This is a genomic window from Mycobacterium deserti, from assembly GCF_025345615.1.
Taxonomy (GTDB): domain Bacteria; phylum Actinomycetota; class Actinomycetes; order Mycobacteriales; family Mycobacteriaceae; genus Mycobacterium; species Mycobacterium deserti.
In genome coordinates this window covers 497,947-523,905 of sequence record NZ_JAODWD010000006.1, presented here as the reverse complement: position 1 = coordinate 523,905, position 25,959 = coordinate 497,947, and the positions used below count along the sequence as shown (strand labels likewise).

At 66.5% G+C, this 25,959-nt stretch carries 29 protein-coding genes and 1 tRNA gene; 14 read left to right on the top strand and 16 right to left on the bottom strand.

Going from position 1 to position 25,959, the window contains the following annotated elements; translation table 11 throughout:
* Positions 1-347 precede the first annotated feature (347 nt).
* A complete protein-coding gene (locus N4S67_RS25445; protein WP_260995777.1) occupies positions 348-1,127 on the bottom strand; it encodes an oxidoreductase in 780 nt (259 codons plus the stop codon).
* A 105-nt stretch (positions 1,128-1,232) separates the two neighbouring features.
* On the opposite strand from N4S67_RS25445, the gene acs reads away from it, so the two are divergent.
* Complete coding sequence (acs, locus tag N4S67_RS25440; protein WP_260995776.1) at positions 1,233-3,182, top strand: acetate--CoA ligase; 1,950 nt, start codon at positions 1,233-1,235, stop codon at positions 3,180-3,182.
* 18 nt (positions 3,183-3,200) lie between these two features.
* Here the strand turns inward: acs and N4S67_RS25435 are convergent, their stop codons facing one another.
* Entirely contained in the window at positions 3,201-3,896 is a 696-nt protein-coding gene (locus N4S67_RS25435; RefSeq protein ID WP_260995843.1) for a S1 family peptidase, read from the bottom strand.
* A gap of 102 nt (positions 3,897-3,998) precedes the next feature.
* Here N4S67_RS25435 and N4S67_RS25430 point away from each other — a divergent pair, with 102 nt between their 5' ends.
* Together N4S67_RS25430 and N4S67_RS25425 are read left to right on the top strand one after the other, a co-directional pair.
* Complete coding sequence (locus tag N4S67_RS25430) at positions 3,999-4,520, top strand: phage holin family protein (protein WP_260995775.1); 522 nt, start codon at positions 3,999-4,001, stop codon at positions 4,518-4,520.
* Positions 4,520-5,473 (top strand): alpha/beta fold hydrolase, encoded by a 954-nt coding sequence (locus tag N4S67_RS25425; RefSeq protein ID WP_260995774.1) that lies wholly within the window; start codon positions 4,520-4,522, stop codon positions 5,471-5,473. The genes N4S67_RS25430 and N4S67_RS25425 overlap by 1 nt, the downstream gene beginning before the upstream one ends.
* 18 nt (positions 5,474-5,491) lie before the next feature.
* On the opposite strand, the gene marP is transcribed toward N4S67_RS25425, so the two are convergent.
* From marP to nth, 4 genes are read right to left on the bottom strand one after another with little or no spacing between them, the layout of a single operon-like run.
* Positions 5,492-6,679, bottom strand: coding sequence for an acid resistance serine protease MarP (marP, locus tag N4S67_RS25420; protein ID WP_260995773.1), 1,188 nt, complete (start codon positions 6,677-6,679; stop codon positions 5,492-5,494).
* A gap of 14 nt (positions 6,680-6,693) precedes the next feature.
* Positions 6,694-7,491 (bottom strand): NUDIX hydrolase, encoded by a 798-nt coding sequence (locus N4S67_RS25415; RefSeq protein WP_390893515.1) that lies wholly within the window; start codon positions 7,489-7,491, stop codon positions 6,694-6,696.
* A complete protein-coding gene (locus N4S67_RS25410) occupies positions 7,488-8,120 on the bottom strand; it encodes a TlpA disulfide reductase family protein (protein WP_260995772.1) in 633 nt (210 codons plus the stop codon). Before N4S67_RS25410 ends, N4S67_RS25415 begins: the two co-directional genes overlap by 4 nt.
* A 26-nt stretch (positions 8,121-8,146) precedes the next feature.
* The gene (gene nth, locus N4S67_RS25405) at positions 8,147-8,827 is read right to left on the bottom strand and encodes an endonuclease III (RefSeq protein WP_260995841.1); all 681 of its coding nucleotides are present in this window, start codon (positions 8,825-8,827) and stop codon (positions 8,147-8,149) included.
* 206 nt (positions 8,828-9,033) lie between these two features.
* Here nth and N4S67_RS25400 point away from each other — a divergent pair, with 206 nt between their 5' ends.
* Together N4S67_RS25400 and crp are read left to right on the top strand one after the other, a co-directional pair.
* Positions 9,034-9,327 carry a hypothetical protein gene (locus tag N4S67_RS25400; protein WP_260995840.1) on the top strand — a complete coding sequence of 98 codons (294 nt, stop codon included), beginning with the start codon at positions 9,034-9,036 and terminating at the stop codon, positions 9,325-9,327.
* 128 nt (positions 9,328-9,455) lie between these two features.
* Positions 9,456-10,130: a cAMP-activated global transcriptional regulator CRP gene (gene crp, locus N4S67_RS25395; protein ID WP_260995771.1), complete on the top strand. Its 675-nt coding sequence runs from the start codon at positions 9,456-9,458 to the stop codon at positions 10,128-10,130.
* A gap of 6 nt (positions 10,131-10,136) precedes the next feature.
* Here the strand turns inward: crp and N4S67_RS25390 are convergent, their stop codons facing one another.
* The 3 genes from N4S67_RS25390 to N4S67_RS25380 all read right to left on the bottom strand — a co-directional run bounded on the left by N4S67_RS25390 (position 10,137) and on the right by N4S67_RS25380 (position 11,679).
* Complete coding sequence (locus N4S67_RS25390; protein ID WP_260995770.1) at positions 10,137-10,913, bottom strand: MBL fold metallo-hydrolase; 777 nt, start codon at positions 10,911-10,913, stop codon at positions 10,137-10,139.
* Between the two features lie 152 nt (positions 10,914-11,065).
* Positions 11,066-11,521, bottom strand: coding sequence for a RidA family protein (locus tag N4S67_RS25385; RefSeq protein WP_260995769.1), 456 nt, complete (start codon positions 11,519-11,521; stop codon positions 11,066-11,068).
* Positions 11,518-11,679, bottom strand: a complete 162-nt coding sequence (locus N4S67_RS25380) for a DUF4177 domain-containing protein (RefSeq protein ID WP_014817956.1) — start codon at positions 11,677-11,679, stop codon at positions 11,518-11,520. The genes N4S67_RS25385 and N4S67_RS25380 overlap by 4 nt, the downstream gene beginning before the upstream one ends.
* A 48-nt stretch (positions 11,680-11,727) precedes the next feature.
* Between N4S67_RS25380 and N4S67_RS25375 the strand changes: the two genes are divergently transcribed.
* On the top strand, positions 11,728-12,747 hold the full coding sequence (locus N4S67_RS25375; RefSeq protein ID WP_260995768.1) for an ArsA family ATPase: 1,020 nt from the start codon (positions 11,728-11,730) through the stop codon (positions 12,745-12,747).
* Complete coding sequence (locus N4S67_RS25370) at positions 12,744-13,868, top strand: ArsA family ATPase (protein WP_260995767.1); 1,125 nt, start codon at positions 12,744-12,746, stop codon at positions 13,866-13,868. The genes N4S67_RS25375 and N4S67_RS25370 overlap by 4 nt, the downstream gene beginning before the upstream one ends.
* Here N4S67_RS25370 and N4S67_RS25365 read toward each other — a convergent pair.
* Positions 13,865-14,470 (bottom strand): sensor domain-containing protein, encoded by a 606-nt coding sequence (locus N4S67_RS25365; protein ID WP_260995766.1) that lies wholly within the window; start codon positions 14,468-14,470, stop codon positions 13,865-13,867. The two genes, N4S67_RS25370 and N4S67_RS25365, sit on opposite strands and share 4 nt — an antisense overlap.
* 90 nt (positions 14,471-14,560) lie before the next feature.
* Positions 14,561-14,878 (bottom strand): WhiB family transcriptional regulator, encoded by a 318-nt coding sequence (locus tag N4S67_RS25360; protein ID WP_260995765.1) that lies wholly within the window; start codon positions 14,876-14,878, stop codon positions 14,561-14,563.
* 335 nt (positions 14,879-15,213) lie between these two features.
* On the opposite strand from N4S67_RS25360, the gene ponA2 reads away from it, so the two are divergent.
* The 5 genes from ponA2 to N4S67_RS25335 all read left to right on the top strand — a co-directional run bounded on the left by ponA2 (position 15,214) and on the right by N4S67_RS25335 (position 21,680).
* Complete coding sequence (ponA2, locus tag N4S67_RS25355; protein ID WP_260995764.1) at positions 15,214-17,664, top strand: transglycosylase/D,D-transpeptidase PonA2; 2,451 nt, start codon at positions 15,214-15,216, stop codon at positions 17,662-17,664.
* A gap of 72 nt (positions 17,665-17,736) precedes the next feature.
* Complete coding sequence (locus N4S67_RS25350; RefSeq protein WP_260995763.1) at positions 17,737-18,693, top strand: metallophosphoesterase; 957 nt, start codon at positions 17,737-17,739, stop codon at positions 18,691-18,693.
* Positions 18,690-19,796, top strand: coding sequence for a PLP-dependent cysteine synthase family protein (locus N4S67_RS25345; protein ID WP_260995762.1), 1,107 nt, complete (start codon positions 18,690-18,692; stop codon positions 19,794-19,796). Before N4S67_RS25350 ends, N4S67_RS25345 begins: the two co-directional genes overlap by 4 nt.
* Positions 19,797-20,080: 284 nt before the next feature.
* Positions 20,081-20,154: transfer RNA gene (locus N4S67_RS25340), tRNA-Pro, on the top strand.
* Between the two features lie 425 nt (positions 20,155-20,579).
* Complete coding sequence (locus N4S67_RS25335) at positions 20,580-21,680, top strand: GGDEF domain-containing protein (RefSeq protein WP_260995761.1); 1,101 nt, start codon at positions 20,580-20,582, stop codon at positions 21,678-21,680.
* Between the two features lie 18 nt (positions 21,681-21,698).
* On the opposite strand, the gene N4S67_RS25330 is transcribed toward N4S67_RS25335, so the two are convergent.
* Positions 21,699-21,938: a hypothetical protein gene (locus tag N4S67_RS25330; protein ID WP_260995760.1), complete on the bottom strand. Its 240-nt coding sequence runs from the start codon at positions 21,936-21,938 to the stop codon at positions 21,699-21,701.
* A 174-nt stretch (positions 21,939-22,112) separates the two neighbouring features.
* Here N4S67_RS25330 and N4S67_RS25325 point away from each other — a divergent pair, with 174 nt between their 5' ends.
* A complete protein-coding gene (locus N4S67_RS25325) occupies positions 22,113-23,132 on the top strand; it encodes an iron-containing redox enzyme family protein (protein WP_260995759.1) in 1,020 nt (339 codons plus the stop codon).
* Here N4S67_RS25325 and N4S67_RS25320 read toward each other — a convergent pair.
* Together N4S67_RS25320 and N4S67_RS25315 are read right to left on the bottom strand one after the other, a co-directional pair.
* Positions 23,112-23,333, bottom strand: a complete 222-nt coding sequence (locus N4S67_RS25320; protein WP_260995758.1) for a CDGSH iron-sulfur domain-containing protein — start codon at positions 23,331-23,333, stop codon at positions 23,112-23,114. The genes N4S67_RS25325 and N4S67_RS25320 overlap by 21 nt on opposite strands.
* A complete protein-coding gene (locus N4S67_RS25315; RefSeq protein WP_260995757.1) occupies positions 23,330-24,016 on the bottom strand; it encodes a HemK2/MTQ2 family protein methyltransferase in 687 nt (228 codons plus the stop codon). The genes N4S67_RS25320 and N4S67_RS25315 overlap by 4 nt, the downstream gene beginning before the upstream one ends.
* Positions 24,017-24,137: 121 nt before the next feature.
* Here N4S67_RS25315 and N4S67_RS25310 point away from each other — a divergent pair, with 121 nt between their 5' ends.
* Positions 24,138-24,797 (top strand): phosphodiesterase, encoded by a 660-nt coding sequence (locus tag N4S67_RS25310; RefSeq protein ID WP_260995756.1) that lies wholly within the window; start codon positions 24,138-24,140, stop codon positions 24,795-24,797.
* A 3-nt stretch (positions 24,798-24,800) separates the two neighbouring features.
* Here the strand turns inward: N4S67_RS25310 and N4S67_RS25305 are convergent, their stop codons facing one another.
* Both N4S67_RS25305 and N4S67_RS25300 read right to left on the bottom strand, forming a co-directional pair.
* Complete coding sequence (locus N4S67_RS25305; RefSeq protein ID WP_260995755.1) at positions 24,801-24,953, bottom strand: hypothetical protein; 153 nt, start codon at positions 24,951-24,953, stop codon at positions 24,801-24,803.
* A 19-nt stretch (positions 24,954-24,972) separates the two neighbouring features.
* The gene (locus N4S67_RS25300) at positions 24,973-25,959 is read right to left on the bottom strand and encodes an LLM class F420-dependent oxidoreductase (RefSeq protein WP_260995754.1); all 987 of its coding nucleotides are present in this window, start codon (positions 25,957-25,959) and stop codon (positions 24,973-24,975) included.

Genomic DNA, 25,959 nt, shown 5'->3' with positions numbered 1-25,959 from the left:
GGTTCGTAACGATCTCGCGTCGCGCCGAAGTTGGCCCTTGATGTGATCAGCGTCACGGAGTACAAAGGAAGCACGGAAGCCCGACGAGGCCAAGGTCGAGCCGGAAGAGAAGGCTCGGTCTCCCGAATCGGACTCCCCAGCACGGATCCCGGCACCCACGCGGAGCACATGCCGCGGAATAGGCAATAGTGTTGCGGGCCTGCGTAATTGCGAAAAGCGGACGACATCGACAACTCTTTGGGTGGAGATGTCCGTCGAAGCGCATCGACAAGACGCCGAGGCCAACCCACGCAACCCACCAAGCACGCTTGGTAACCGGCCTCCGTGCTAGCGGGCGGCGAGCCGAATCACTTCGGAGCGTCGCCCGCTTCGCGTTGCTGGGGCGAGGTGCCGGGCGTCGCCTGCGCGATCGACAGCGCTTCCCGCGCACCGGCATGCAACGCGCGCGAGCTCAGGACGAGCCACGCAGTGAGGCCCTCGGGGGTGCCCGACGCGAATCCCCGCGCGGCGGCGCGGTATTCGCCCGACTGACGCATCCAGTACACCTCCGGAACGCCGAGACCGTGCGGGTCAAGACCGCTGGTGATGGTCACCAGCCGGGAGACCGCTCTGGCCACGACGCCGTCCGCGGTGCCGAACGGGGCCAGCGTGAGAAGTTCACCGTGCACCACGGCGGCCAGCACAGGAGCGGCGACGCGCGTTCCGCCGGTGACGATGTCGGCCAACAGCGACAACCGCCGACTGACCTCGACATCCGCCCGGGGCCGGCCCAGGTGGTCCTCGTCGGCCAGATCCGCGGCCGCCAGCGCATGCAACCGGGCGATCGCTTGCAGTGGGGCTCGTTGCCACACACCGATCAGCGAGGTCGCACCACCCTCCAACGCCTCGGCGACGCGCAGCGCGCCCGCCAGCACCGGCTCTGCCGTGCCGTCGTCCGACAACTGCAATGAGCCGCCGTCCAGCACGGACGACGCCCTGGCCGCACGCAGCGCCGCCTCGGCGGCCGACGCGGGCCACCCGCGGAGGTTGGTGCGGTGCCGGTGCGCCCGGCCCAACGCCTCGCGGGCCTGCTCTCCGGCGTCCGCGACGCCCGAGAGTTGCGCCAACGGCGCCAACGGGTCGGTCACGGCAACCGACGCTAGTCGACCGCTCAACGCGCGCCAGACGCCGCCCGCGGAGAGGACTGTGAGTTGCCAACCTCCGGTGCGAGATTGGTGACTACGCTCACACCTATGTCCGAGACGCACACCGAATCGAAGTCCGTCTACCCGCCGTCGCCCGAGTTCGCCGCCCAGGCCAACGCGAAAGAGGGCATGTATCGCGAGGCCGAAGAGGACCGCCTCGCGTTCTGGGGAAAACAGGCCGAACGATTGTCGTGGGAAACGCCGTTCGCTGAGGTGTTGGACTGGTCCGAGGCACCGGTTGCGAAGTGGTTCGTCGGCGGCAAGCTCAACGTCGCGTACAACTGCGTCGACAGGCACGTGGAGGCCGGAAACGGCGACCGCGTGGCCATCCTGTGGGAGGGCGAGCCGGGCGACAGCCGCACCCTCACCTACGCCGAACTCAAGACCGAGGTGTGCAAGGCCGCCAATGCGCTGACAGATCTCGGGCTCGCCGCGGGCGATCGCGCCGCGATCTACATGCCGATGCTGCCCGAGGCGATCATCGCGATGCTGGCGTGCGCGCGGCTGGGGGTGCTGCACAGTGTGGTGTTCGCGGGCTTCTCGTCGACGGCCCTGTCGGCCCGCATCGAGGACGCCGAAGCCAAGCTGGTAATCACCTCCGACGGGCAGTACCGGCGCGGGCAGGCAGCCTCGCTCAAGGAGTCCGTTGACGAAGCCTGCGAGGGACAGGATTCCGTCGAGCACGTTCTCGTGGTCCGCCGCACCGGAATCGACACGCCGTGGACCGATGGCCGCGATGTGTGGTGGCACGACACCGTCGATTCGGCATCATCCGAGCACACCCCCGAGGCGTTCGATTCCGAGCATCCGCTTTTTCTGCTCTACACCTCGGGCACCACCGGTAAACCCAAGGGCATCATGCACACCTCCGGCGGCTACCTCGTGCAGTCGTCGTACACGCATTACAACGTCTTCGACATCAAGCCCGATGAAGACGTGTACTGGTGCACAGCCGATATCGGCTGGGTCACCGGCCACACGTACATCGTGTACGGTCCGCTCGCGAACGGCTGCACGCAGGTGGTGTACGAGGGCACGCCGAACTCGCCCAACGAGCACCGGCACTTCGAGATCATCGAAAAGTACGGCGTCACCATCTATTACACCGCGCCCACGCTGATCCGCATGTTCATGAAGTGGGGCCGCCAGTTCCCGGACGCCCACGACCTGTCGAGCCTACGGTTGTTGGGCTCGGTCGGCGAGCCGATCAATCCCGAGGCGTGGCGCTGGTATCGGGATGCGTTCGGCGGCAACAAAACTCCCGTCGTCGATACCTGGTGGCAAACCGAGACGGGTGCGATCATGATCTCCCCGCTTCCAGGTGTCACCGAGGCCAAGCCGGGATCGGCGATGCAACCGCTGCCGGGCATCTCGGCCATGATCGTCGACGAGGAGGGCAACGAGTTGGTGCCCGGCGCCGACGAGGCCGAGCACGTCACCGGCTACCTGGTGCTCGACCAGCCGTGGCCGTCCATGCTGCGTGGCATCTGGGGCGACCCCGAGCGCTACAAGGAGACTTACTGGTCGCGCTATGCCGAAAAGGGTTGGTACTTCGCCGGTGACGGCGCGCGCGTTGACTCGGACGGATCCATCTGGCTGCTGGGCCGCATCGACGACGTGATGAACGTGTCGGGACACCGGATTTCGACCACCGAGGTGGAATCGGCATTGGTGGGCCACTCCGGCGTCGCCGAGGCCGCGGTCGTCGGCGCCAGCGACGAGACCACCGGCCAGGGCATCTGCGCGTTCGTCATCCTCGAAGGGAGCGCCAAGAACAGCGGCGACGAAATGGTCGACGAACTACGCGAGCAGGTGGCCAAGGAGATAGGCAAGATCGCCCGACCGCGCGAGATCCACGTCGTGCCTGAGCTACCGAAAACACGCAGTGGCAAGATCATGCGCCGGCTGTTGCGCGACGTCGCCGAGGGCCGTGAGCTCGGCGACACGTCAACCCTGGTCGATCCCAGCGTGTTTGAGGCGATCCGGGCCAGCAAGTAGCCGGGCTCGCAAGCGCGATCAGTCGACGGCACCGACGGGAACGAAACCTGTTCCCGGCCTGTTCTTGGCGGTGATGTCGGCCAACTGCGTGTTGAACGACATATTCACCGCGGGGGTGTGCAGCGGGATGTACTTGACGATGCATGTCGGCAGATCCTCGGAGAACGCGCCGTGGATCATGCCGACCAGTCGGTTGTTGACGGTGACCGGTGCCCCGGAGTCGCCGGGCTGTCCGCACACCTGATTGATGAAGGTGCCCGGTTCATCGCCGGGTCCCCACGTGACGCCGCAGGAGTAACCGGTGGTGCGGCCCAGTTTGCAGGCGATGTCGCCGACGAGCGGGTCGGGGCCGAGGCCGTCAATCCGAAATCCGTTGACGTTGTTGGTCGGTCGCACTTTGGCCGGGTCGAACTGGATCACCGCGTAGTCGAGGGCGTCGTTACCGGCAACCATGGTGCCGACGACGTCGGCGTTGTCGGCGCCCTCGGCTGCGACCTTGGCCCCCGGACCGCCGCAATGCGCGCTGGTGAAACCGATCAGATTGCCGCGGTTGTCGTTGCCGATAGTCGTCAGCGTGCACATGGTCGCCCCGTTGACCACCAGACCGGACCCTCCGCCCAAGGTCACCGGGGCCTGGCCCGACGCGACGCCGAGAGGCGCCAGTAGAGCTAGACCGACGACGGCCACGAGTGCGCCGAGGCAGCGGCCGCGCATCCTCAACTGAACCTCCCCTATCGACGAGCCGACCTGCCTTGACGACAACCGGGTCAGTCTATCGTCGGCCAGGCATCGATTAGAGATGCGCCGCATGGCAACATGAACTGCGTGAGCGATCGCAGGAATGGCGTGCCGAGCACCGTGACGTCGATACCGCTGGTAGACCCGCACGCGCCGAAGGTTGATCCGTCGATCGGTGACCTCGTCAAAGACGCCACCGCCCAGGTGTCGACACTGGTGCGTGCCGAGGTGGAACTCGCCAAGGCCGAGATCACCCGCGACGTGAAGAAGGGCCTCACCGGCAGCGTCTTCTTCATCCTGGCGCTGGTGGTGCTGTTCTACTCGACCTTCTTCTTCTTCTTTTTCGCCGCCGAACTGCTCGATACCTGGATCTGGCGGTGGGCGGCCTTCCTGATCGTGTTCGGGGTCATGGTGGTGGTCACCGCGGTCCTGGCCCTGCTGGGTTATCTCAAGGTGCGCCGCATCCGCGGGCCGCGGAAGACCATCGAGTCGGTCAAGGAGATTCCCGAGGCGCTGACGCCCGGTCACGACAGGAAGGGCGCGGCGATCGCGGCGGGCGACGGTAAACCTGCGTCGACGGCCGATCCCTCGGGCTGGTAATGCCCCCACCCGATCCGTCGGTGGTGCGCATCGACGGTCCGTGGCGTCATCTCGAGGTGCACGCCAACGGAATTCGCTTCCACGTCGTCGAAGCGGAAGCTCTGGAAGCCACCTCGACTCCGGCCATCGACCGGCCGCTGGTCATCCTGCTGCACGGGTTCGGCTCGTTCTGGTGGTCGTGGCGTCACCAGTTGCGCGGCTTGACCGGTGCGCGCGTGGTGGCGGTCGACCTGCGCGGCTACGGCGGCAGCGACAAACCGCCCCGCGGTTACGACGGCTGGACGCTGGCCGGCGACACCGCCGGCCTGGTGCGAGCACTGGGCCACAAGGCCGCGACGCTGATCGGCCACGCCGACGGTGGACTGGTGTGCTGGGCGACCGCGGTGCTGCATCCGCGGGTGGTCCGATCCATCGCCGTCGTCAGTTCACCGCATCCTGTCGCGCTGCGCGCCTCGGCGCTACGGCGGCGGGACCAGGGCCGCGCGCTGCTGCCGTGGATGCTGCGCTATCAGGTGCCCATCTGGCCGGAGCGCTCGCTGACCCGACACAACGCCGAGGAACTCGACGGGTTGATGCGCAGTCGCGCGGGCGGGAAATGGCTTGCCTCCGAGGACTATTCGGAGACCATCGCGCACATGCGCCGCGCCATCCAGATCCCAGGGGCTGCCCACTGTGCGCTGGAATACCAGCGGTGGGCAGTGCGCAGCCAGCTACGCGGTGAAGGACGGCGTTTCATGCGATCGATGAAGCGTCCGCTCAGTGTGCCGGTTCTGCATCTGCGCGGCGACGCCGATCCTTACGTGCTGCCCGACCCCGTGTACCGGACGCAGCGCTATGCACCGCATGGCCGCTACGCATCCGTCGCCGGCGCAGGACATTTCGCCCACGAGGAAGCCCCCGATGCGGTCAACGCGGCGCTGTCGCGTTTCCTCGCGCAGGTGTACGGCACCTGAGCCGGACCCAACCGTGAATCAGGTGATGCAGTTACCGGTGGCGACGCGCTCGGAGTTGCCGACCTTGGCCAGCTGACGCGACACCTCTTCGGCGGTGAGCACGAACCCTGTGTCGGCGTCGTCGACGGCGGCCCCGAACACCACGCCGAGCACCTGGCCGTTGCGGTCGATCATTGGTCCGCCCGAATTGCCTTGGCGGACACTGCCTCTGATCGTGTACACCTGGCGGGTCACCGTGGTGCTGCGGTAGATGTCGGGCCCGTTGAGTTCGATGACCTCCCGCACGCGCGCAGGCGTCGCAACGAAGTCCCCGCCGCCCGGGTAGCCCATGACGACGGCGTCCGTGCCGGTGACCGCCGGTTCCTGCGCGAACTGCAACGGCGCCGACGGCAGGTCGGGGACGTCGAGGATCGAGATGTCGGCATTGGGGTCGTAGGACACGACGAACGCTTCGTACTCCTGCCCGTCGGCCTGGACGGTGACGCTTTCCGAACCCGCGACGACGTGCGCGTTGGACATCACCCGGCCCGGTGCGATCACGAAGCCGGTGCCCTCCAACACTTTCTGGCATCCTGGCGCGACGCCGCGGATCTTCACCACGCTGGGTCGGCTCATCGTGACGACGGGGTCGGCAGCCAGCGCGGCGTCAGGCGCGTCGACCGCGACGATCGGCGTGCGGCCGAACGGTTCGAGAACATCGGGCAGGCCGGAGGTGTCAAGCAGGGCCGACAGCCGGGTCGGCACCGACCGCAGCCAATCCGGCGCGACATCGTCGACCTCTTTGAGCACCTGCGAACCGCGCACTGCCGCCGCCAGGTTCGGCTGATCCGACGACTGCAGCGGGTAGGTCAGCATCCACGCCGCGACCATCACGGCCACGATCTGCAGCGCGACACCGATCGTTGAGTCGAAAGCCCGCAGCGTGCGGTTGCGGATGGCGCCGCGTACCGCCCGGCCGAGCACCACACCGGCGATCTCGCCGACGACCACCAGGGCCAGGATCAGAAACAGTGTGACGAACAGCTTGGTGCGGGGTCCCTCGATGTTGGCCACGACGTGCGGGGCCAGCAACACACCGGCCACGGCGCCGAGTACCACGCCGACGAAGGACAGCAGAGAGCCCAGCGCCCCGGACCGCCACCCGGAGATGGCGGCGACGAATGCGACGGCGAGTACGGCGAGGTCAAGCCACTGCGACGGTGTCATGGTTGAGCCCCACCCTAATCGGCACAGTCGCCGTCATGACCGACGAGGCTCATTGCGTCCTCGAGTTCGCGGATGTCGTCGGTATTCCACGGTTCGGCCCAGCCGGCGACGTCGAGCATCGCCGAGATCACCTGCCCGGTGAAACCCCACACCAGCATCTGATTGAGCAGGAAGGCGGGACCGGCGAACCGACGCGTTCTGTCGCTGCGGTACACCATCATTCGGTTCTTCGGGTTGACGAACGCACGGACCGGGACGCGGGCGACGATAGCGGTCTCGGCCTCGTCAACCACCGCCACCGGGCCGGGATCGGTGGAGAACGCCAGCACGGGTACGACGTGGAACCCCGAGGGCGGAATGAACATCCGCTCCAGCGTGATCAGAGGTTGCAGGCGGGTCGCGTCGAGGCCGGTCTCCTCGTTGGCCTCCCGTAGCGCGGTGTGCACCGGTCCGTCGTCGCCCGGATCGGCCGCGCCGCCGGGAAAGGCGGCCTGGCCGGCATGGTGGCGCAGCGTCGAGGCCCGGACCGTCACCAGCAGGTCAGCGTCGTCGGGCAGACCACCGGATTGACTGTCCCACGGACCGGAGAACAGCACGAGCACCGCGGCGTCGCGGCCACCACCGGTCATCACCGCCTTGGCGTTCGCCGCCGACACCATCGCCAGAACGTCGGCGGGCACCCGCCTGCGGTACGCACGCTTGACGTCTTTGGCGTTCTCGACCAGCGGCTTGAGCCACGGCGGGGCGGCATCGGGGGCGAGGCGATGACCCCCGTCGCTGACCCAGCTCACCGCGACTGCCCCTTCGATCATCCGACGTTCGGTCCTACCGCCGCCGCGATCTCGTCAGCGGTAGTGAACGAGCGCGGCAGGATTTCGGCAACGCTACCGTCCGCGCGCAGCACCACCGTCGCGGGCATCACATTGGGGACCGCGAGCGCGGCGGCGATCAGACGGCGGCCGTCCTGCAACGTCGGCAGTCGCACGCCCAGCTCGGCCAGGCGCAGCAGCGCGGCCGTTTCGTTCTCGTCCTGGTGCACCGTCAGCACGGTCACACCGGGCCCGGCCCGGCGCTGATATTCGGCCATTGCGGGCAGTTCCTCGGCGCAGGGGGCGCACCAGTACGCCCACAGGTTCAGCACCACCGTCCGGCCAGCGAGAGCCGCCGCGACGTCGACACTCGCGCCGTCCCCCGCGCATTCGAGCGAGATGCCGCGCAGTCGCGCGGTGCCGGGCCCGCCGCGCGGCGACGGGCAAGGAGGTAACTTCGCGTCGGCGCGCGGGCCGGCCAACGCCTCGGCGGTGTCCGCGTCGCGGCGGTCGCGCGCCGTCGGGCCGTCGCCGCTCTGCCGGGAGTCGTCACGCAGCTGCATGACCAGTCCCGCGGTCAGCGCCGCGACCACGATCAGCACCGCGATGGTCCAGCGGGTCGACGTCCTCATCGCACCTTCATCGCGCCCGGCGGGGCTCAGAGACCGGCCAGTGCCAGCAGATGCTCGGTTTCGGGGCCCTTGACCAGCGGCGCGGCGATCATCGGGTCCGTGGGGCCGATACCGAACGACGGGCAGTCCTTGGCGAGGACACAGACGCCGCATGCAGGCTTGCGCGCATGGCAGACGCGGCGGCCATGGAAGATCACCCGGTGGCTGAGGTCGGTCCACTCACGGCGCTCGATCAACTCGCCGATCGCGAATTCGACCTTGACCGGGTCCTCGAGCGAGGTCCAGCGCCAGCGCCGGACGAGCCTGCCGAAGTGGGTGTCGACGGTGATGCCGGGGATGCCGAACGCGTTACCGAGGATGACGTTGGCGGTCTTGCGGCCGACGCCGGGCAGCGTCACGAGTTCTTCGATGGTGGCCGGAACCTCCCCGTCGAATCGTTCAACCAGTTCCTGCCCCAGTCGGATCAGGGAGTTGGTCTTGTTGCGGTAGAAGCCGGTGGGCCGGATCAGTTCTTCCAGATCCGCCCGGTCGGCCTGCGCGTAATCGCGCGCGGTGCGGTACTTCTTGAACAGCGCGGGCGTGGTCAGGTTGACGCGCTTGTCGGTGCTCTGCGCGGACAGGATGGTCGCGACCGTCAACTCGAGCGGGTTGGTGAAGTCCAGCTCGCAGTACACATGCGGAAACGCTTGTGCCAGCGCGCGATTCATGCGGCGGGCCCGACGCGTCAGACCGAGTTGGGTCTCGCTGTCCCATTTGCGGGAACTCTTTGCCGCGGTCACGAATGCCAGCGTACTGAGCGCGTCGGACAACCATGCTGCGGACCGGTGACAATTCGTGATCCCGCTGAGACCTTCGGCGTGTTTACTTCAGCCTTGTGTCTTGGTTGCTGGTCGCGCTTATTCCGGGGTTGCTGATGATGGCAACCTTCGGGCTGCAGCGACTGGAATCCGGAATGAACCGCGATACCGTGTCGGCCATCGACGTCGCCGAGTTTCTCCAGCAAGCTGAGGCCGTCGATGTCGATACGCTGGCGCGAGACGGGATGGGCCACGCCCTGGACGGGCTGCACCAACGGCTGCATGCGGGTGTTCCGGAGCGCAACGGCACGGCGGTCGACTCAATTACCACAGGTTTGCCAACCCGGCTATATGTGCATTACCGGCCTAATACTGAATTTCAGCCGACTCGACATGCCAATCGTGTGTAGCGTGGGCTGGTCGCGCTGGAGGCGTAATGCCGACAACGTCGGCGAGGCGTACCTCTAGACTGATCTCGCAATCCAGTAAGAGGTCGGCTGGCGCGTGTCATATCACCCGAGAGTTTAAGAGGGGCAACGTGGACGAGATCCTGGCGAGGGCCGGAATCTTCCAGGGAGTCGAACCGAGCGCTGTCTCCGCGCTGACGAAGCAATTGCAGCCCGTCGACTTCCCACGGGGGCATACGGTCTTCGCCGAGGGCGAGCCCGGCGACCGGCTGTACATCATCATCTCGGGGAAGATCAAGATCGGTCGTCGCTCCCCGGATGGACGGGAGAATCTGCTCACCATCATGGGCCCGTCCGACATGTTCGGTGAGCTTTCGATTTTCGACCCGGGCCCGCGGACGTCGAGCGCGACCACGATCACCGAAGTGCGTGCGGTGTCGATGGACCGCGAGGCGCTGCGCGCGTGGATCAAAGACCGTCCGGAAATCTCCGAACAACTCCTGCGCGTGCTGGCCCGGCGGTTGCGTCGCACCAACAACAACCTGGCGGACCTGATCTTCACCGACGTGCCCGGCCGCGTGGCCAAGCAGCTGCTGCAGCTCGCCCAGCGGTTCGGCACGCAGGAGGGCGGCGCGTTGCGCGTCACGCACGACCTGACGCAGGAGGAGATCGCTCAGCTGGTCGGCGCCTCACGGGAAACCGTCAACAAGGCGCTCGCCGACTTCGCCCACCGCGGCTGGATCCGCTTGGAGGGCAAGAGCGTGTTGATCTCCGACTCGGAGCGCCTGGCTCGTCGCGCGCGCTAGCGACGCTCAGGCACGCAGATAGTCCAGCTGGGCCTGAACGCTCCATTCGGCGGCGTCCCACAGCTTTTCGTCGACGTCGCTGTAGACGTGCTCGACGATCTGGCGCACGCCGGCGTCCTCGCCCAGAACCCGCAACGCGTCTCGCACCTGCTCGAGTCGCTCCTGGCGGTGCGCCAGGTACACGTCGCTGACCGCTTCGAGGTCGTCGAGGTCGGGACCGTGGCCGGGTAGCACCGTGCGACGCCCGAGGCCGCGCAGCCGCTGCAGCGACTCGAGATAGTCGCGCAAACTGCCGTCCTCCTTGTCGATGACGGTCGTTCCGCGGCCCAGCACCGTGTCGGCGGTCAGCACGGCGTCGTCGAGCACGAACGACACCGAGTCGGCGGTGTGCCCCGGCGTCGCCATCACCGTGATATTCAGGCCCGCCGCGTCGATGACCTCACCGTCGACGAGCGGCCCGCCGAGACCTCGCAGGAATCCGCTGCCGACCGAGCGGACCACCGCGCCCGTCCGCTCGACGATCTTGTCGATGGCGCCGGTGTGATCCTCGTGCTTGTGGCTGATCAGCACCAACGGGATCGGGCCGAGTTCGGCGATGCGGCCGATGTGCTCGTCGTCCTCGGGTCCGGGGTCGACGACCACCATCTCGTCGGTGCCCGGCCCGCGCAGCACCCAGGTGTTGGTACCCTCGAGCGTCAGCAGGCCCGGGTTGTCGCACAGCAGCACCGAGGCCGTCTCGGTCACCGGCCGCAACTGCCCGTACGCCGGATGCTCGAGAGTCACGCGACCTCTGCCCGATCGTCGCTCACGCGACCTCTGCCCGATCGTCGCTCACGCGACCTCTGCCCGATCGTCGCTCACGCGACCTCTGCCCGATCGTCGCTCACGCGACCTCTGCCCGATCGTCGCTCACGCGACCTCTGCCCGATCGTCGCTCACGCGACCTCGACGATGATCTCTATCTCCACCGGAGCGTCGCGCGGCAGCTCCGACACCCCGACCGCCGATCTGGCGTGCGCGCCCGCGTCGCCGAAGACTTCGCCGAACAGTTCCGAGGCGCCGTTGACGATGCCGGGCTGGCCACCGAAGCCGGGCGCTGACGCCACGAATCCGACGACCTTCACGACGCGGGTGACGGCGTCGATGCCGACCAGCGCGTGCACCGCCGCCAACGCGTTGAGGCCGCACAGCCGCGCGAGCGCCTTGGCCTGCTCGGGGCTGACGTTGGCGCCCACTTTGCCGGTCGCGGTCAGCTCACCGGCGACGATCGGCAGCTGACCTGCGGTGTAGACGAGGTTGCCCGTGCGTACCGCGGGCACATATGCCGCCAGCGGCGCGACGACTTCGGGCAGCTCGATGCCCAACTCGGCGAGCCGGGCGGCGGCACTCATTTCGGTCGCTTGAGGTATGCGACGTGCTGCTCGCCGGTCGGGCCGGGCAGCACCGACACCAACTCCCAACCGTCCTCGCCCCACTGGTCGAGAATCTGTTTGGTCGCGTGCGTCAGCAGGGGAACGGTGGCGTACTCCCAGCGGGTCGGTTCGCTCATGGGGCTGAGCCTATCCGGCGCTCGATCAGCACTAGCTAGCATGCAGGGGTGGCTACCTCAGCGAACAGCGGTAGACCGGTCGGCTGGCCGTCTCGCCTGACAAAGGCGCGACTGCATTTCGTCACCGGCAAGGGCGGGACCGGTAAATCGACGATCGCGGCGGCGCTGGCGCTGGCGTTGGCGGCGGGTGGGCGCAAGGTCCTCTTGGTGGAAGTCGAAGGGCGCCAGGGTATTGCGCAGCTATTCGACGTGCCTCCGCTGCCCTACCAGGAGGTCAAGATCGCTACCGCCGACGGCGGCGGCCAGGTCAACGCGCTGGCGATCGACACCGAGGCGGCGTTCCTCGAATACCTCGACATGTTCTACAACCTGGGCATCGCCGGTCGGGCGATGCGCCGCATCGGGGCCGTCGAATTCGCGACGACCATTGCGCCGGGGCTCCGCGACGTGCTGCTCACCGGCAAGCTCCGCGAGATCGTCACCAGGGCCGAGAAGGGCAAGCACCCGGTGTACGACGCGGTCGTCGTCGACTCACCGCCGACGGGTCGCATCGCGCGCTTCCTCGACGTCACCAAAGCGGTGTCGGACCTCGCCAAGGGCGGTCCGGTGCACTCGCAGGCCGAGAGCGTGGTCAAGGTACTGCACTCCGACCTGACGACCATTCACCTGGTGACGCTGCTGGAGGCATTGCCCATTCAGGAGACGGTTGAAGCGATCGAGGAGTTGCGGGCGCTGGACCTGCCGATCGGCAGCGTCATCGTCAACCGCAACATCCCGGCCTACCTGCCCGCAGACGACCTCGCCAAGGCGGCCGAGGGTGACGTCGACACCGACGCGGTGCGCGCAGGTCTCACCAAGGCCGGAATCACGTTGTCCGACAGCGACTTCGCGGGCCTTCTGACCGAGACCATTCAGCACGCCACGCGAATCCAGGCGCGGGCCGAGAGCGCCGAGCAACTCGACGCGCTCGACGTCGCACGCCTGGAACTGCCGCAGATCGCCGACGGCGTCGACCTGGGCAGCCTCTACGAACTCGCCGAAGCACTCGCCCATCAGGGAGTCAGATGAGTACCGCTCCACCGGCCCTGGACATGGCCGCCGTCCTGCAGGACACATCGAATCGCGTCATTGTGTGCTGCGGCGCAGGGGGCGTCGGCAAGACCACGACGGCCGCGGCCATGGCGCTGCGCGCGGCCGAGTACGGGCGCACCGTGGTCGTGCTGACCATTGACCCGGCCAAACGACTGGCCCAGGCCCTCGGCATCAAAGATCTCGGCAATACGCCGCAACGGGTTCCACTCGCCCCCGAGGTCCCCGGCGAGCTGCACGCAATGATGCTCGACATGCGTCGGACCTTCGACGAGATGGTCATGCAGTACTCGGGACCTGAACGCGGCGAGGCGATTCTGGACAACCAGTTCTATCAGACCGTCGCCACTTCTCTTGCCGGCACGCAGGAGTACATGGCGATGGAAAAGCTCGGACAGCTTCTGGCCCAGGATAAATGGGACCTCGTCGTGGTGGACACCCCTCCGTCGCGCAATGCGCTGGACTTCCTCGACGCGCCAAAGCGGTTGGGCAGCTTCATGGACAGCCGACTGTGGCGGCTGCTCTTGGCGCCTGGTCGCGGCATCGGGCGACTGGTCACCGGCGCGATGGGGCTGGCCATGAAGGCGCTCTCCACCGTGCTCGGCTCGCAAATGTTGGCTGACGCAGCGGGTTTCGTGCAGATGCTCGACGCGACGTTCGGCGGATTTCGCGAGAAGGCCGACCGCACTTACGAGCTGCTCAAGCGCAGGGGCACCCAGTTCGTCGTCGTGTCGGCGGCTGAGCCCGATGCGCTGCGCGAGGCGTCATTTTTCGTCGACCGGCTCTCGGAAGAGCACATGCCGCTGGCCGGGCTGATCCTCAACCGCACCCACCCCATCCTGTGCGAGTTGCACGCCGACAAGGCGCAGGAGGCGGCAGAGACCATCGGGACCGCCGACGACGACGCTTTGGCCTCCGCCGCGCTGCGCATCCATGCCGACCGCGCGGCGACGGCCAAACGCGAGGTCCGGCTGCTGTCGCGGTTCACCGGCGCAAACCCGCACGTCGCGATCGTCGGCGTGCCGTCATTGCCGTTCGACGTCTCCGATCTCGAGGCGCTGCGGGCCATCGCCGACCAGATCACGGGTCAAGCGGCCTAGATCGGCGGCCGGTCGGCGATCCCGGCCAAAATGGTTACGGCCTCGTCGTCGATCTGCGGACCGCACACCGCGACGTCGATCACCAGCTGCGCCCGATCCGCCATGGCGTGCGCGCATTCGCGGCCGGGCCTGTCCACCCGACTCGACGTCACCATCAGGCCGTTGAAGTTCCGGAGTCTGACTGTGTCGCGAATCGCCCAGATCTGCCCGGCGGTGTCCTCGTCGGGCACCGCATGCGCCCGGACGCCGGAGCAGTCCTGCCAGATTCGCTCGCTATCGGAGACGAATCGACGGGCTGCGGCCGCGGTGGCGAAGCGGACCACCCCCTCGTCGATCCAGCGCTGCTGGCCGTCGTTCTGCATGATCATGCCGCTCACGGCCTGATATCCGCTGTTGCGGTAAGCCCGCTCGATGGTGTTGAACGGCACGCCCGCGCACTCTTCCGGCGTGAATTCGACGTAGTCGAGGAACTTCTCGTAGGTCTCGGTGATCTCGATGTTGTCCGCACCGACGATGCCGCGGATTTCCTCGACGCTGAGCAACATGGCGCTCAGCTCGTCGCCTTGACCGTGCACTCTCGGCCGCACTGCGGTGCCGGACACGGTCGACATGCAACCGCTGACGGAAAAGACTAGGGCGACGACCGCCGCCGCGGACAATCGGCGCACGGCGCCAATCTTGGAGGAAGGGACTTAAACCGCACTGCGGTGTTTGCGCTGGGCGGAGAAGAACTCGGCCCAGGACGATACCTCGGGGTGCTGCTTGAGCAGGGCACGGCGCTGACGTTCGGTCATGCCGCCCCAGACGCCGAACTCGACGCGGTTGTCCAGTGCGTCGGCCCCGCATTCCGCGATCACCGGGCAGTGTCTGCAGATCACCGCGGCTTTACGCTGCGCGGCACCGCGTACGAATAGTTCGTCGGGGTCGGCCTGACGGCAGCGGGCTTGAGAAACCCAGGCGATCCGTGCCTCGGCTTCGGCGCTTTGAACGACAGCGGCGGTATTCGTCATCATGGTTGTCCGGCGAGCGGCGGCCCTAGTAGCTGACACCAGCGATCCCTTCGTTCCAGCCGCCCCCCAGCGACGGCGCAGTCCTCCGGTGTAGAACGCTGATGCGATCTACGCCACATTGCGAGGGTCTAGTGTGACCTGCATCGCACTGTTCGACCAAATTAGATGGTCAAAGCCGTTCTGCGCAATACGTAGGAGCTCACTTTTTTGGGACGACCGTGCCGTGATGTCAGTAAATTGACGCCGCTGTTTGGTCTGCGCAGCGGGTCCGGCGGGCAATCGACCGTCCGAAGCCGCCATTTTGCGGCTCAAAACCTCTGGTTAGTCTTGAGCCTATGTCGGAGCGCCCGCCGTCCCCTCCGCCACGGACGGTCACGATCATCAAGCTCGCATGGTGCGTGATTCTCGCCAGTGTGGTCGCCGCGGGGCTGATGTTCCCGATAGCCGGCGGGTTCGGACTGATCTCGAACAGGGCATCGGACGTGGTGGCCAACGGATCGGCCCAATTGGTTGAGGGCGAGATTCCCCAGGTGTCGACAATGGTCGACGCCAAGGGAAATGTCATCGCCTGGCTGTACTCGCAGCGGCGGTTCGAGGTGCCGAGCGAGCAGATCGCGAACACGATGAAATTGGCGATCGTCTCCATCGAGGACAAGCGCTTCGCCGAGCACAATGGCGTCGATTGGCAGGGCACGCTGACCGGCCTTTCGGGCTATTTGTCCGGCAATCTCGACACCCGAGGCGGCTCGACCCTCGAGCAGCAGTACGTCAAGAACTATCAACTGCTGGTCGTCGCGCAGACCGATGCCGAGAGGCGAGCCGCGATCGAGACGACGCCGGCGCGCAAGCTGCGCGAGATCCGGATGGCGCTGACCCTGGACAAGACCTTCACCAAGCCGGAGATCCTGACCCGCTACCTGAATCTGGTGTCGTTCGGCAACGGTGCGTTCGGCGTGCAGGACGCCGCGCAGACATATTTCGGCATCAATGCCTCAGATCTGAACTGGGAGCAGTCTGCGCTGCTGGCCGGCATGGTGCAGTCAACCAGCGCGCTTGACCCGTATACGAATCCTGAAGGTGCCCTGGCCCGTCGAAACGTGGTGCTGGACACCATGATTCAGAACATTCCAGAGGAAGCCGAGGCGCTGCGGGCCGCGAAAGACACGCCGCTGGGCGTGCTCCCGCAGCCCAAGGAACTGCCTCGCGGCTGCATCGCCGCGGGCGACCGCGCGTTCTTCTGCGACTACGTACTGGAATACCTGGCGCGCGCGGGCATCAGCAAGGAGCAGGTGGCGCGAGGCGGGTATCTGATCAAGACCACCCTGGATCCCGATGTGCAGAATCCGGTGAAGGCGGCGGTCAACAACTTCGCCAGCCCGGACCTCGACGGGGTGGCCAGCGTGATGAGCGTGATCCGGCCGGGCAAAGAGTCGCATCCGGTGCTGGCGATGGCCAGCAGCCGGACCTACGGTCTGAATCTCGATGCCGGCGAAACAATGCAGCCGCAGCCCTTCTCGCTCGTCGGCGACGGCGCGGGCTCGACGTTCAAACTGTTCACGGTGGCCGCGGCCATGGAGATGGGGATGGGCATCAACACCCAGCTCGACGTGCCCGCCCAGTTTCAGGCCAAGGGCCTGGGCAGCAGCGACAGCCCCGGCTGCCCGGCGGCGACCTGGTGTGTGAAGAACGCCGGGGGCTACCGCGGCCAGATGAACATCACCGATGCACTCGCCACGTCCCCGAACACGGCGTTCGCCAAGCTCATCTCCCAGGTCGGCGTGCAGCGGTCGGTGGACATGGCCGTCCGGCTCGGCCTGCGGTCCTACGCCTTGCCGGGCACCGCCCGCGACTACGACCCGGAAAGCAATGAAAGCCTGGCCGATTTCGTCAAACGCCAGAACATCGGCTCGTTCACGTTGGGCCCGATCGAGGTCAACGCGTTGGAGTTCTCGAACGTGGGGGCGACGCTGGCTTCCGGCGGTGTGTGGTGCCCGCCCACGCCGATCGACCAGGTGATCGACCGTAAAGGCGAAGAGGTCTCGGTGACCATCGAGACCTGCGAACAGGCCGTGCCCGAAGGCTTGGCCAACACCTTGGCCAACGCGATGAGCAAGGATGACCAGGGCGCGGGCACCGCGGCCTCGGCGGCCGGTTCGGTCGGCTGGAACCTGCCGATGTCCGGCAAGACCGGAACCACCGAGGCGCACCGTTCCTCGGCGTTCCTCGGATTCACCAACACGCTGGCCGCCGGAAACTACATCTACGACGACTCCACCACGCCCGGCGAGTTGTGTTCGTTCCCGCTGCGCAAGTGCGGATACGGCGACCTGTTCGGCGGCAATGAGCCCGCGCGGACCTGGTTCAGCGCCATTCAGCCGATCGCCAACAACTTCGGTGAGGTCCGGCTGCCCCCGACCGATTCGCAGTATGTCGAAGGCGGGCCGGGATCCCGGGTGCCGAGCGTCGCCGGACTGACCGTCGACAACGCGCGCCAGCGACTTCGCGACGCGGGCTTCCAGGTGGCTGACCAGACGAGCTCGGTGAACAGCACCTCGCGTCTGGGCACCGTGGTCGGTACCTCGCCGAGTGGTCAGACCATTCCCGGCTCGATCATCACCATCCAGGTCTCCAACGGTGTTGCGCCGCCACCGCCTCCGGCACCGGTGAACGTGCCGAGCATTCCCGGTCTGCCGCCTCCGGTCGGCCAGACCGTCGTCGAGATACCCGGCCTGCCGCCGATCACCGTGCCGGTGCTCGGTCCCCCACCGCCGCCACCTCCGCCGTGATCGGGTGAGGTGTCGGCCGACGTCAGCGGGTGTGGGCGGTACCGCGGCGCGACTCGCAGTAGGCTTTCATGCATGCCAGCCTCTTCGATCCTGAAGAATTCTGCAGCCGTGGCCGCCGGTTCGGTGGTAGCGGGGATCGGCTACGCCTCGGTGATCGAGCGAAATGCGTTCGTCGTACGTGAGGTGACCATGCCGGTGCTCGCGCCAGGCTCGTCGCCGTTGAAGGTGCTGCACCTCAGCGACATCCACATGCGGCCGCAGCAACGTCGCAAGCAGGCGTGGCTGCGCAGCCTCGCCGACCTCGAGCCGGACCTCGTTGTCAACACCGGCGACAACCTGGCGCACCCGAAGTCAGTGCCGGCAGTGGTTCAGTCGCTCTCCGAACTGCTCTCTGTCCCAGGTGTTTTCGTGTTCGGCAGCAACGACTACTTCGGCCCACGGCCGAAGAACCCGGCGAATTACTTGATCAAGCCGTCGCACCGCATTCACGGCGAACCGCTCCCGTGGCAGGACCTGCGCGCGGCGTTCACCGAACGCGGCTGGCTGGACATGACGCACACCCGCCGCGACCTCGAGGTCAACGGCTTGGTGATCGCCGTCGCCGGCGTGGACGACCCGCATCTCAAGCGCGACCGCTATGAGGCCATCGCGGGCCCGGCGAATTCGGCCGCCAACCTGACGCTGGGTCTGGCACATGCGCCCTACCTCCGGGTGCTGGACCGGTTCGCCGCCGACGGCTATCAGCTGGTGATGGCGGGCCACACGCACGGCGGCCAGCTGCGGCTGCCGGGTTACGGCGCGATCGTGACCAACTGCGACATCGACCCGTCGCGGGCCAGGGGTGCCTCGAAGTGGGGCGCGCACATGCAGTTGCACGTGTCGGCCGGTATCGGTACCTCGCCGTACGCGCCGCTGCGATTCTGCTGTCGGCCCGAGGCCACGCTTCTGACACTGGTGGCGGCGCCGACCGGCGGCCGTGACGCCGGCATGCGGGAGGGCCAGTCCCACCCGAGCGTGTCGGTGCGGTGACCGGGCAAGCATCGACAGCCAGCCGCAGCCAGCCGCGCACCTGGGCGGACAACGCCGTCCGGCTGATCGAGGCCGACGCCCGCCGCAGCGCCGACACCCATCTGCTGCGCTATCCGTTGCCGACCGCATGGAGCGAGGGTGTCGACGTCCAGCTGTACCTCAAGGACGAGACCACCCACATCACCGGCAGCCTGAAGCACCGGCTGGCACGCTCGCTGTTCCTCTACGCGCTGTGCAATGGCTGGATCGGTGAGAACACGACGGTCATCGAGGCCTCGTCGGGGTCGACGGCGGTCTCGGAGGCCTACTTCGCGGCGCTGCTCGGACTGCCGTTCATCGCGGTGATGCCGTCGTCGACCAGTGCCACGAAAATCAAGCTGATCGAATCACAGGGTGGCCGTTGCCATTTCGTCGCCGAGTCGTCGCAGGTGTACGCAGAGGCGGAGCGGCTGGCCGAAGAGACAGGCGGCCACTACCTCGACCAGTTCACCAACGCCGAACGTGCCACCGACTGGCGCGGCAACAACAACATCGCCGAGTCGATATTCGAGCAGATGCGCGACGAGGCGCACCCGTGTCCGCAATGGGTGGTGGTTGGGGCAGGAACCGGCGGCACCAGCGCCACCATCGGGCGCTACATCCGCTACCGCCGGTATGCGACACAACTGTGCGTCGTCGACCCGGAGAACTCGGCGTTCTTCCCGTCATACGTCCAACACCGGGACGACGTGGTGACGGGCATGTCGTCGCGCATCGAGGGCATCGGCAGGCCGCGCGTCGAGCCGTCGTTCCTGCCCGATGTCGTCGACCGGATGGTCGCCGTGCCCGATGCCGCGTCCGTGGCGGCCGCCCGCCACGCGAGTGCGGTGTTGGGCCGCCGCGTCGGGCCGTCGACGGGAACGAATTTGTGGGGCGCCTTCGGCCTCTTGGCGGAGATGATCGACGAAGAGCGCAGCGGGTCGGTGGTGACCCTGCTCGCCGATAGCGGCGACCGCTACGCGGACACCTACTTCTGTGACGAGTGGCTGACCAGCCAGGGGTTGGACCCCTCGGACGCGGCCTCAGTGCTGGTGGAGTTCGAGCGCTGCGGGCGCTGGCCCTGATCGTCGGCCCGTCCCGTCAGCGGCCCGTCGGAGGTCAAGAACAGCCACAGCGCGGCCAGAGCGAAGAAGCCGATGTAGATGGAAGCTCCGAGTCCAGTCATCTCTGCCTCGATTCGTCGTGATGCCGTCAGTGTGCATAACGACACCGACATCCCACTTCCTTCCCGCGGCGTGTCGTGATGTGCGTCGCCATGCCCGCCGCAGAGACAGAAATCCCGTCCCACGTAGGGCTTATGCGTTTGGCTTCGCACCCTGCGCGTGCGATACGCTGTCGTGGCTTCATGCGGGGTGTGGCGCAGCTTGGTAGCGCGCTTCGTTCGGGACGAAGAGGTCGTGGGTTCGAATCCCGCCACCCCGACAGCAGTGAGGCAGATCAGATGCCCCGAGCCGGACTCGGGGCATCTGTCGTTCAGTCTCCGGCTGTGCCCACGACGGTGGGCCGGCAACGGCACCCGTCTGCCCCGAACCGCTGGTCACGCGTCACTTCTCGGTATCGACTGGCAATACGGCTGACTTAGTTGCTGAATCTGCGGCGGGGTCCAGTAATTTACAACTATGGCAAATACACGAAGTGCTGGTGGCGCCGCTTGGGCGTTGAGCGTCCCACTTCCTTGACAATCAACGTGAATCCTTGCCAGATTGGTTCTCTGATCACTTCTCCGAACGCGCAGAGAAGACCACGGCCGGTCTGATCCACGCTGCGTTCGGCGAATTTTCGCGGTTTCAGAATGTGAGGCCTTTCCATTAGCTGACGCACGCGCATATTCGGCGGAGGACTCGTACATGCCACGGTTCACGGACTGGTTGGCCGAGCCCGACCAATTCGAATCGGTGACGAAGTTCCTGCGTCAGCGCGAACTCCTGCGCCCCACCCGGGTGCTGATGGCCCTGGTGACGACCTCATCGGCGCTGGTTCCACTGTCGGTCCTGGCGCGTTCGGATCAGCTCGCATCCACGGAGGTCACCGTCGGAGTCGCAGGAGCGGCGTTGTCCGCGGTCATGACGTGGTTCTGGTTGACCAGGTGGCCGACGCGACGCCAGTCGCTGGTGTCGGTCATCCTGGGCACCGTCGCGGTGTCCGCCTGGAGCCTCACTCAGCCCAGTGCCTGGGGCGCCGCCCTCGCATGCACGGCCGGGGCGGTCACCGGTGGCTACATCGGGTTCTTCCACAGCTCCCGGGTTCTCGTCTTCAACATCGCCGTCGCGCTGGGCACCGCCGTTCTCGTCGGGCACCGACTCGCGAGAGAGACCGACCTCACCACCGCGCTGGCCGCGTTCTGGCTGGTCTGGTTGTTGAATATTGCTGTCCCACTGGGGATTCGGGGCACGTCAAAGGCGATGAGTAGATATGCGGCCCGCTCGGACGAGGACCCGCTGACCGGACTTCTCAACCGCCGGGGGTTCGTCGACGCCGGCCGGCGACTGATCGCAGGCATGGCCAAGAGCGACCACGGGTTCGTGCTCGTCATCATGGTCGATCTCGACGACTTCAAACGCGTCAACGACACCTACGGCCATGCCGCCGGCGACCGCACACTGATGCAGGTCGCCGACCTGCTGCGCGAGCATGCGCCAGCGGGTGTGCCGATATGCCGAAGCGGCGGCGAGGAATTCATCGTCGCCTTCACGTCGGTGTCCCACGACGCGGCGTCGCTGACGACGTCGCTGTGCCAAGCCATCAAGAGGCGGTGCAACAACGTGAGTGCCAGCATCGGGGTGGCGTATGCGGAGCGCAGCGACATCCTGCACGACGACGTCGCCGACAGCATCGATCAACTGGTCGACGCCGCGGACCTGGCGATGTACGAGGCCAAGCGCAAGGGCGGCAACCGTGTCGAACTGGCACCCCGCTACGAGAAGTACAGCCGTGAGCCGATCAACTGATTGGGCTCGAACGGCCGGTCAGGCAAAAATACCGACTCTGGCCTCGGGCTTGTTCTGTGCCTTCGTGTAGACCATCACGGAGCTCAACTCCACCAGGCCGACCAGCAACAGCGGCCACACGGCGCCCGCGACGATGCTCATGATCAGCGGGTGAGGCGCGGGAGCGCGGCGGTCCGAGAGCCACCGAGTGGCCACGTACACCGCAATCGTGGCTACGCCCCAACAAGCGAAGTAAGTGGCTAGCAGTATGTCGACCATTGCAGAACCCCCTCAGACCTACACGGCTAACCGTGCATTCCCCCATGTACATAAATGTAAACGCTGTTGAGCCCCAAACAGGATCGCACACCTACGGCTATTTATTTGCGTTCGCGTAAATGTTAGGTGAGATCGCCTAGTTTCACTAGCAGTTACGGCGGGAATCTCAGAAGCGTGACTCTGCCATCGACCTATGTCGAGCCTGCGCTGCCGCAGGCGGTCGGACCGCTGTCGGCCACCATCCTCGACGTTCTGCACCGCAGCAGGCCCGCGTTGCATGCGCGACCCATCGACGTGCCGGTCTGCGAGGCCGATCCCTACGGTCTCGACCTGCAGCTGGCGCTCTATGTCTGCTACGAGTTGCACTACCGCGGATTTGCCGACGTCAGCTCCCGCTGGGAGTGGAACCCGTCGCTGCTGCATGTCCGCGGTCGACTCGAAGAGGTGTTCCTCGGCGCCGTCCGCCGCGACGTCGGCGAGATCGGCGACGACGAGACGGCCGCAGCCGAGATGGAGGCGCTGTCGTTCGAGCCCGTCGACGGCGACGGCCCGTCCTACTACCTGCGCGACAAGGGCACCTGGGAGCAGATGCGCGAATACTTCGTGCACCGCTCGCTGTACCACCTCAAAGAGGGGGATCCGCACGCGTTCGCCATCCCACGCCTGATGGGGCAGGCGAAAGCCTCTTTCGTCGCCGTGGAGTTCGACGAGTTCGGCGCGGGGCGCGGCGAGCATGTGCACGCGCACCTGTGGGCGGAACTGATGGACGCCGCCGGGCTCGACACGACCTATCTCGGCTACCTCGACGACGTGCCTGCCGGCGCGCTGGCGTCGGTCAACCTCATGTCGCTATTCGGACTGCACCGCGAACTGCGCGGCGCAGCGGTCGGACATTTCGCGTCGACCGAGATCACGTCATCACCCGGGTCACGCCGACTGGTCCAGGCGCTCGAGCGGATGGGCGCGCCGCAACCCTGCATGACGTTCTACCGCGAACACGTCGAAGCCGACGCCGTTCACGAACAGGTCGTCCGCACCGATGTGGTCGGCGACCTGGTGGCTCGCGAGCCGCATCTGGACCGCGATGTCGTGTTCGGAATCAGGGCGCACGCGGTGGTCGAGGACATTCTCGCCAACCACTTGATGGACTGCTGGCGAGACGGACGCTCCTCGTTACGCCGACCGCTTGGCTGACGACGGCTCGCTGCGCTTGCGGCACCGGTGGCTGGTGTCGCACAGCGGGTAGTTCTTACTGCGCCGACACGCGCAGATCGCGACCATGAATCGATCCGATTCCACGACGCTGCCGTCGGGCATCTCGATACGAACCGGCCCTTCGACCATGACCGGGCCCGACGGCACGACCCGCACGACGCGCACCTCGCGGTCGCTCACGCTTTGTCCGCTCGGATCACAACGAGCTTCTCTTCGCGCCTGCCGTTCTGCAACCAACCCATGCGTTCCAGCCACTTGGCTCTGGCCGACAACACTGGACCGAACGGAATTTGTTGCTCGGCAACCACTTCCGCGATGAATCCGCAGCCGTTCAGCGCGTCCAATGAGGACTCGACGCCGGAGAACTCCGACTGCACGATCAGCACGGTGCCCCCATCGACGAGCAATTCCGCCGCCGACGCGCACAATGGGTCGAGCACCAACCGGCCGTCACGCCCGGCATTCCACGCCCATGACGGGCCGGCGACCTCTTCGGTGTCCTCCCCCGGCGCGTGCGGCACGTACGGCGGATTGCACACGAGCAGATCGAACGGACCGAATTCCGCCGCACGCGTCCACGATCCGAGGTGCACAGATACCTCGGCCCCGGCCGCTGCCGCGTTGGCCCGCGCGCACCGGACCGCGCGCGGGCAGATGTCGAAGGCCAAGACCTCGGCCGCCCCCTGAGTGGCCGCTCCGATCGCGACCACGCCGCTTCCGGTGCACAGATCGACCACCCGCCGCCCGGGAACCAGCCCGGACCGGTCCATCACGTCGATGAGCAGGTGTGAATCTTCTTGCGGGGCGTACACGCCCTCGATCGCGCTGATCGATCCGCGCGTATCGGTGTATGCGGTTGTCACATCGGCCTTTCGACAGTATTCGCTAAGGTGCCGCAGCACTGCGGAAATAAATGCCCCGTATCAGCGGTGTTAAAACGCTGGTACGGGTTTTGCCTCACCGCCCAGTGGGCACCCGAGATCGGTGCGATTCCTCGACATATCCACCCTGCCCGTCCGCCTAGGCTCGGCCATTCGGCAGCGCCGGTTGTTTCATCCGGCGGGAGTGCTGGCCGTGGGCCGTTTCGAGCGGGTGGCCGCGCAGGGTGTCGGCTTGCCGATGGAGTCCTGTGACGTCGTCGGCCGCATCTCCAAGGCCATCGGCATGCCAGGCACGGTTCCGGACCTGGTCGGGGTGGCGTGGCGGATGCCGCCCCAGTTCCGATCCGGAACCCCATGGGACGTCCTGCTCGCCTCGACGGTCGGCCGCCTCGTCCTGCGGCCCGTCACCTCGTGGTCGGGAGTGGCAGTGTCGAGCCTGATGCCGCTGCGCTACAAGGGTGACATCTGGTGGGTTCGCGGGCGGCTGACCACCGACATCTCCGAGCCGGGCCTGTCTCTCGACACCATCAGAAATCACATCGATTCGCACGCAGTGGAATTCGATATCGAACAAGCGTCCGGCACAGGCGGGTTCGAGCCTTTAGGCCGGCTGTCGTTCCACCACCTCGACCCCAGCAGTGACGACATCGCGTTCGACCCGACAGTGAACTGCGATCCTGCTGTCCAGCTGGCGCCTAACTGGCTCAGCGAATTTCGGCGGTCCGCCTACCGACGCAGCCGCGAGGGCCGCGACGCCGAGTAGTCGTCAGGCCGTCGGCTCTTCGCCGGAGTCCGCGACGTCGGGAGCGTTCTCCCTGGTGGCCATGCCGCCTTCGTTGCCCTCGTCCTTCGGGCCAGGCCGACCGCCCTTCGGTTCGTCGCGGTTGTCGTCGTCGTAGATACCCTTGCCAGTCGGCATGTTCTCCCTTTCGATCGAGTCAGTTCGCTGCGGAACGCAGCTTCTCCAGCAGCGGGCCCGCGGCCTCTTCGAGGAACAGGTCCTGACTCTCGCCGCCGACCTGCACCAGCGCCACATCGGTGAAACCCGCCTCCCAGTATTCGCTCACCGCGTCGACGATCGCGTCCAGATCCGGCCCGCACGGGATGGATTCGGCGACGTCCTCAGGGCGTACGAACTGGGTAGCGCCGTCGAAACCCGCCGTCGTCGGCAGGTCAGCATTGACCGACCATCCGCCGGCGAACCAGCGGAACTGGTCGTGGGCGCGTGCCACTGCGGTGTCACGGTCGCGATCCCAGCAGATCGGGATCTGCCCGACGACCCGAACGTCACCGGTCAACCCGGTACCGCGTCGCTGCTCATGCCACGCGTGGACGAGATCCTTGTTCGGCTCGACCGCGATCAGATGATCGGACAGCGGCGCGAAGATCTCCACCGACCGCTCCCCCGAGACGGCCGTCGCAATCGACACCGGCGTCTCGGGAAGATCCCACAGTCGCGCCGAATCGACCTCGAAGTACTCGCCCTTCCAGTCGACGAGTTCGCCGGTGAACAGCTCGCGGATGATCTGGATGGCCTCTTTGAGCATCGCCTGACGACGCGTCACCGTCGGCCAGCGCTCGCCGACCACGTGCTCGTTGAGGTTCTCGCCACTGCCGAGCCCGAGGGTGAACCGCCCGTCGGCGAGAATCTGCAATGTTGCCGCTTTCTGCGCGACGATCGCTGGGTGGTAGCGCATCGTCGGACAGGTGACGTAGGTGAACAGCTCGACGCGCTCGGTGGCGTGCGCGACGGCGCCAAGCACCGACCACGCGTAGGGAGCGTGGCCCTGCGACGAAAGCCATGGAAAGTAATGGTCCGAGGACACCTCGAAGTCGAACCCTGCGCGTTCCGCCGAAATTGCATAACGGACAAGGTCTTTAGGTCCGCTCTGTTCGGTCATCAAGGTGTAGCCAAAACGCGTCAT

Coding starts and splice junctions, on each gene's coding strand:
- N4S67_RS25300 (WP_260995754.1), bottom strand. CDS start 25,959: ATGACGCGTTTTGGCTACACCTTGATGACCGAACAGAGCGGACCTAAA.
- N4S67_RS25350 (WP_260995763.1), top strand. CDS start 17,737: ATGCCAGCCTCTTCGATCCTGAAGAATTCTGCAGCCGTGGCCGCCGGT.
- acs (WP_260995776.1), top strand. CDS start 1,233: ATGTCCGAGACGCACACCGAATCGAAGTCCGTCTACCCGCCGTCGCCC.
- nth (WP_260995841.1), bottom strand. CDS start 8,827: ATGAATCGCGCGCTGGCACAAGCGTTTCCGCATGTGTACTGCGAGCTG.
- N4S67_RS25330 (WP_260995760.1), bottom strand. CDS start 21,938: ATGGTCGACATACTGCTAGCCACTTACTTCGCTTGTTGGGGCGTAGCC.
- N4S67_RS25305 (WP_260995755.1), bottom strand. CDS start 24,953: ATGCCGACTGGCAAGGGTATCTACGACGACGACAACCGCGACGAACCG.
- ponA2 (WP_260995764.1), top strand. CDS start 15,214: ATGTCGGAGCGCCCGCCGTCCCCTCCGCCACGGACGGTCACGATCATC.
- N4S67_RS25425 (WP_260995774.1), top strand. CDS start 4,520: ATGCCCCCACCCGATCCGTCGGTGGTGCGCATCGACGGTCCGTGGCGT.
- N4S67_RS25435 (WP_260995843.1), bottom strand. CDS start 3,896: ATGCGCGGCCGCTGCCTCGGCGCACTCGTGGCCGTCGTCGGTCTAGCT.
- N4S67_RS25400 (WP_260995840.1), top strand. CDS start 9,034: ATGATGGCAACCTTCGGGCTGCAGCGACTGGAATCCGGAATGAACCGC.
- N4S67_RS25385 (WP_260995769.1), bottom strand. CDS start 11,521: ATGAGTGCCGCCGCCCGGCTCGCCGAGTTGGGCATCGAGCTGCCCGAA.
- marP (WP_260995773.1), bottom strand. CDS start 6,679: ATGACACCGTCGCAGTGGCTTGACCTCGCCGTACTCGCCGTCGCATTC.
- N4S67_RS25380 (WP_014817956.1), bottom strand. CDS start 11,679: ATGAGCGAACCGACCCGCTGGGAGTACGCCACCGTTCCCCTGCTGACG.
- N4S67_RS25335 (WP_260995761.1), top strand. CDS start 20,580: ATGCCACGGTTCACGGACTGGTTGGCCGAGCCCGACCAATTCGAATCG.
- N4S67_RS25370 (WP_260995767.1), top strand. CDS start 12,744: ATGAGTACCGCTCCACCGGCCCTGGACATGGCCGCCGTCCTGCAGGAC.
- N4S67_RS25415 (WP_390893515.1), bottom strand. CDS start 7,491: ATGATCGAAGGGGCAGTCGCGGTGAGCTGGGTCAGCGACGGGGGTCAT.
- N4S67_RS25410 (WP_260995772.1), bottom strand. CDS start 8,120: ATGAGGACGTCGACCCGCTGGACCATCGCGGTGCTGATCGTGGTCGCG.
- N4S67_RS25430 (WP_260995775.1), top strand. CDS start 3,999: ATGAACTGCGTGAGCGATCGCAGGAATGGCGTGCCGAGCACCGTGACG.
- N4S67_RS25360 (WP_260995765.1), bottom strand. CDS start 14,878: ATGACGAATACCGCCGCTGTCGTTCAAAGCGCCGAAGCCGAGGCACGG.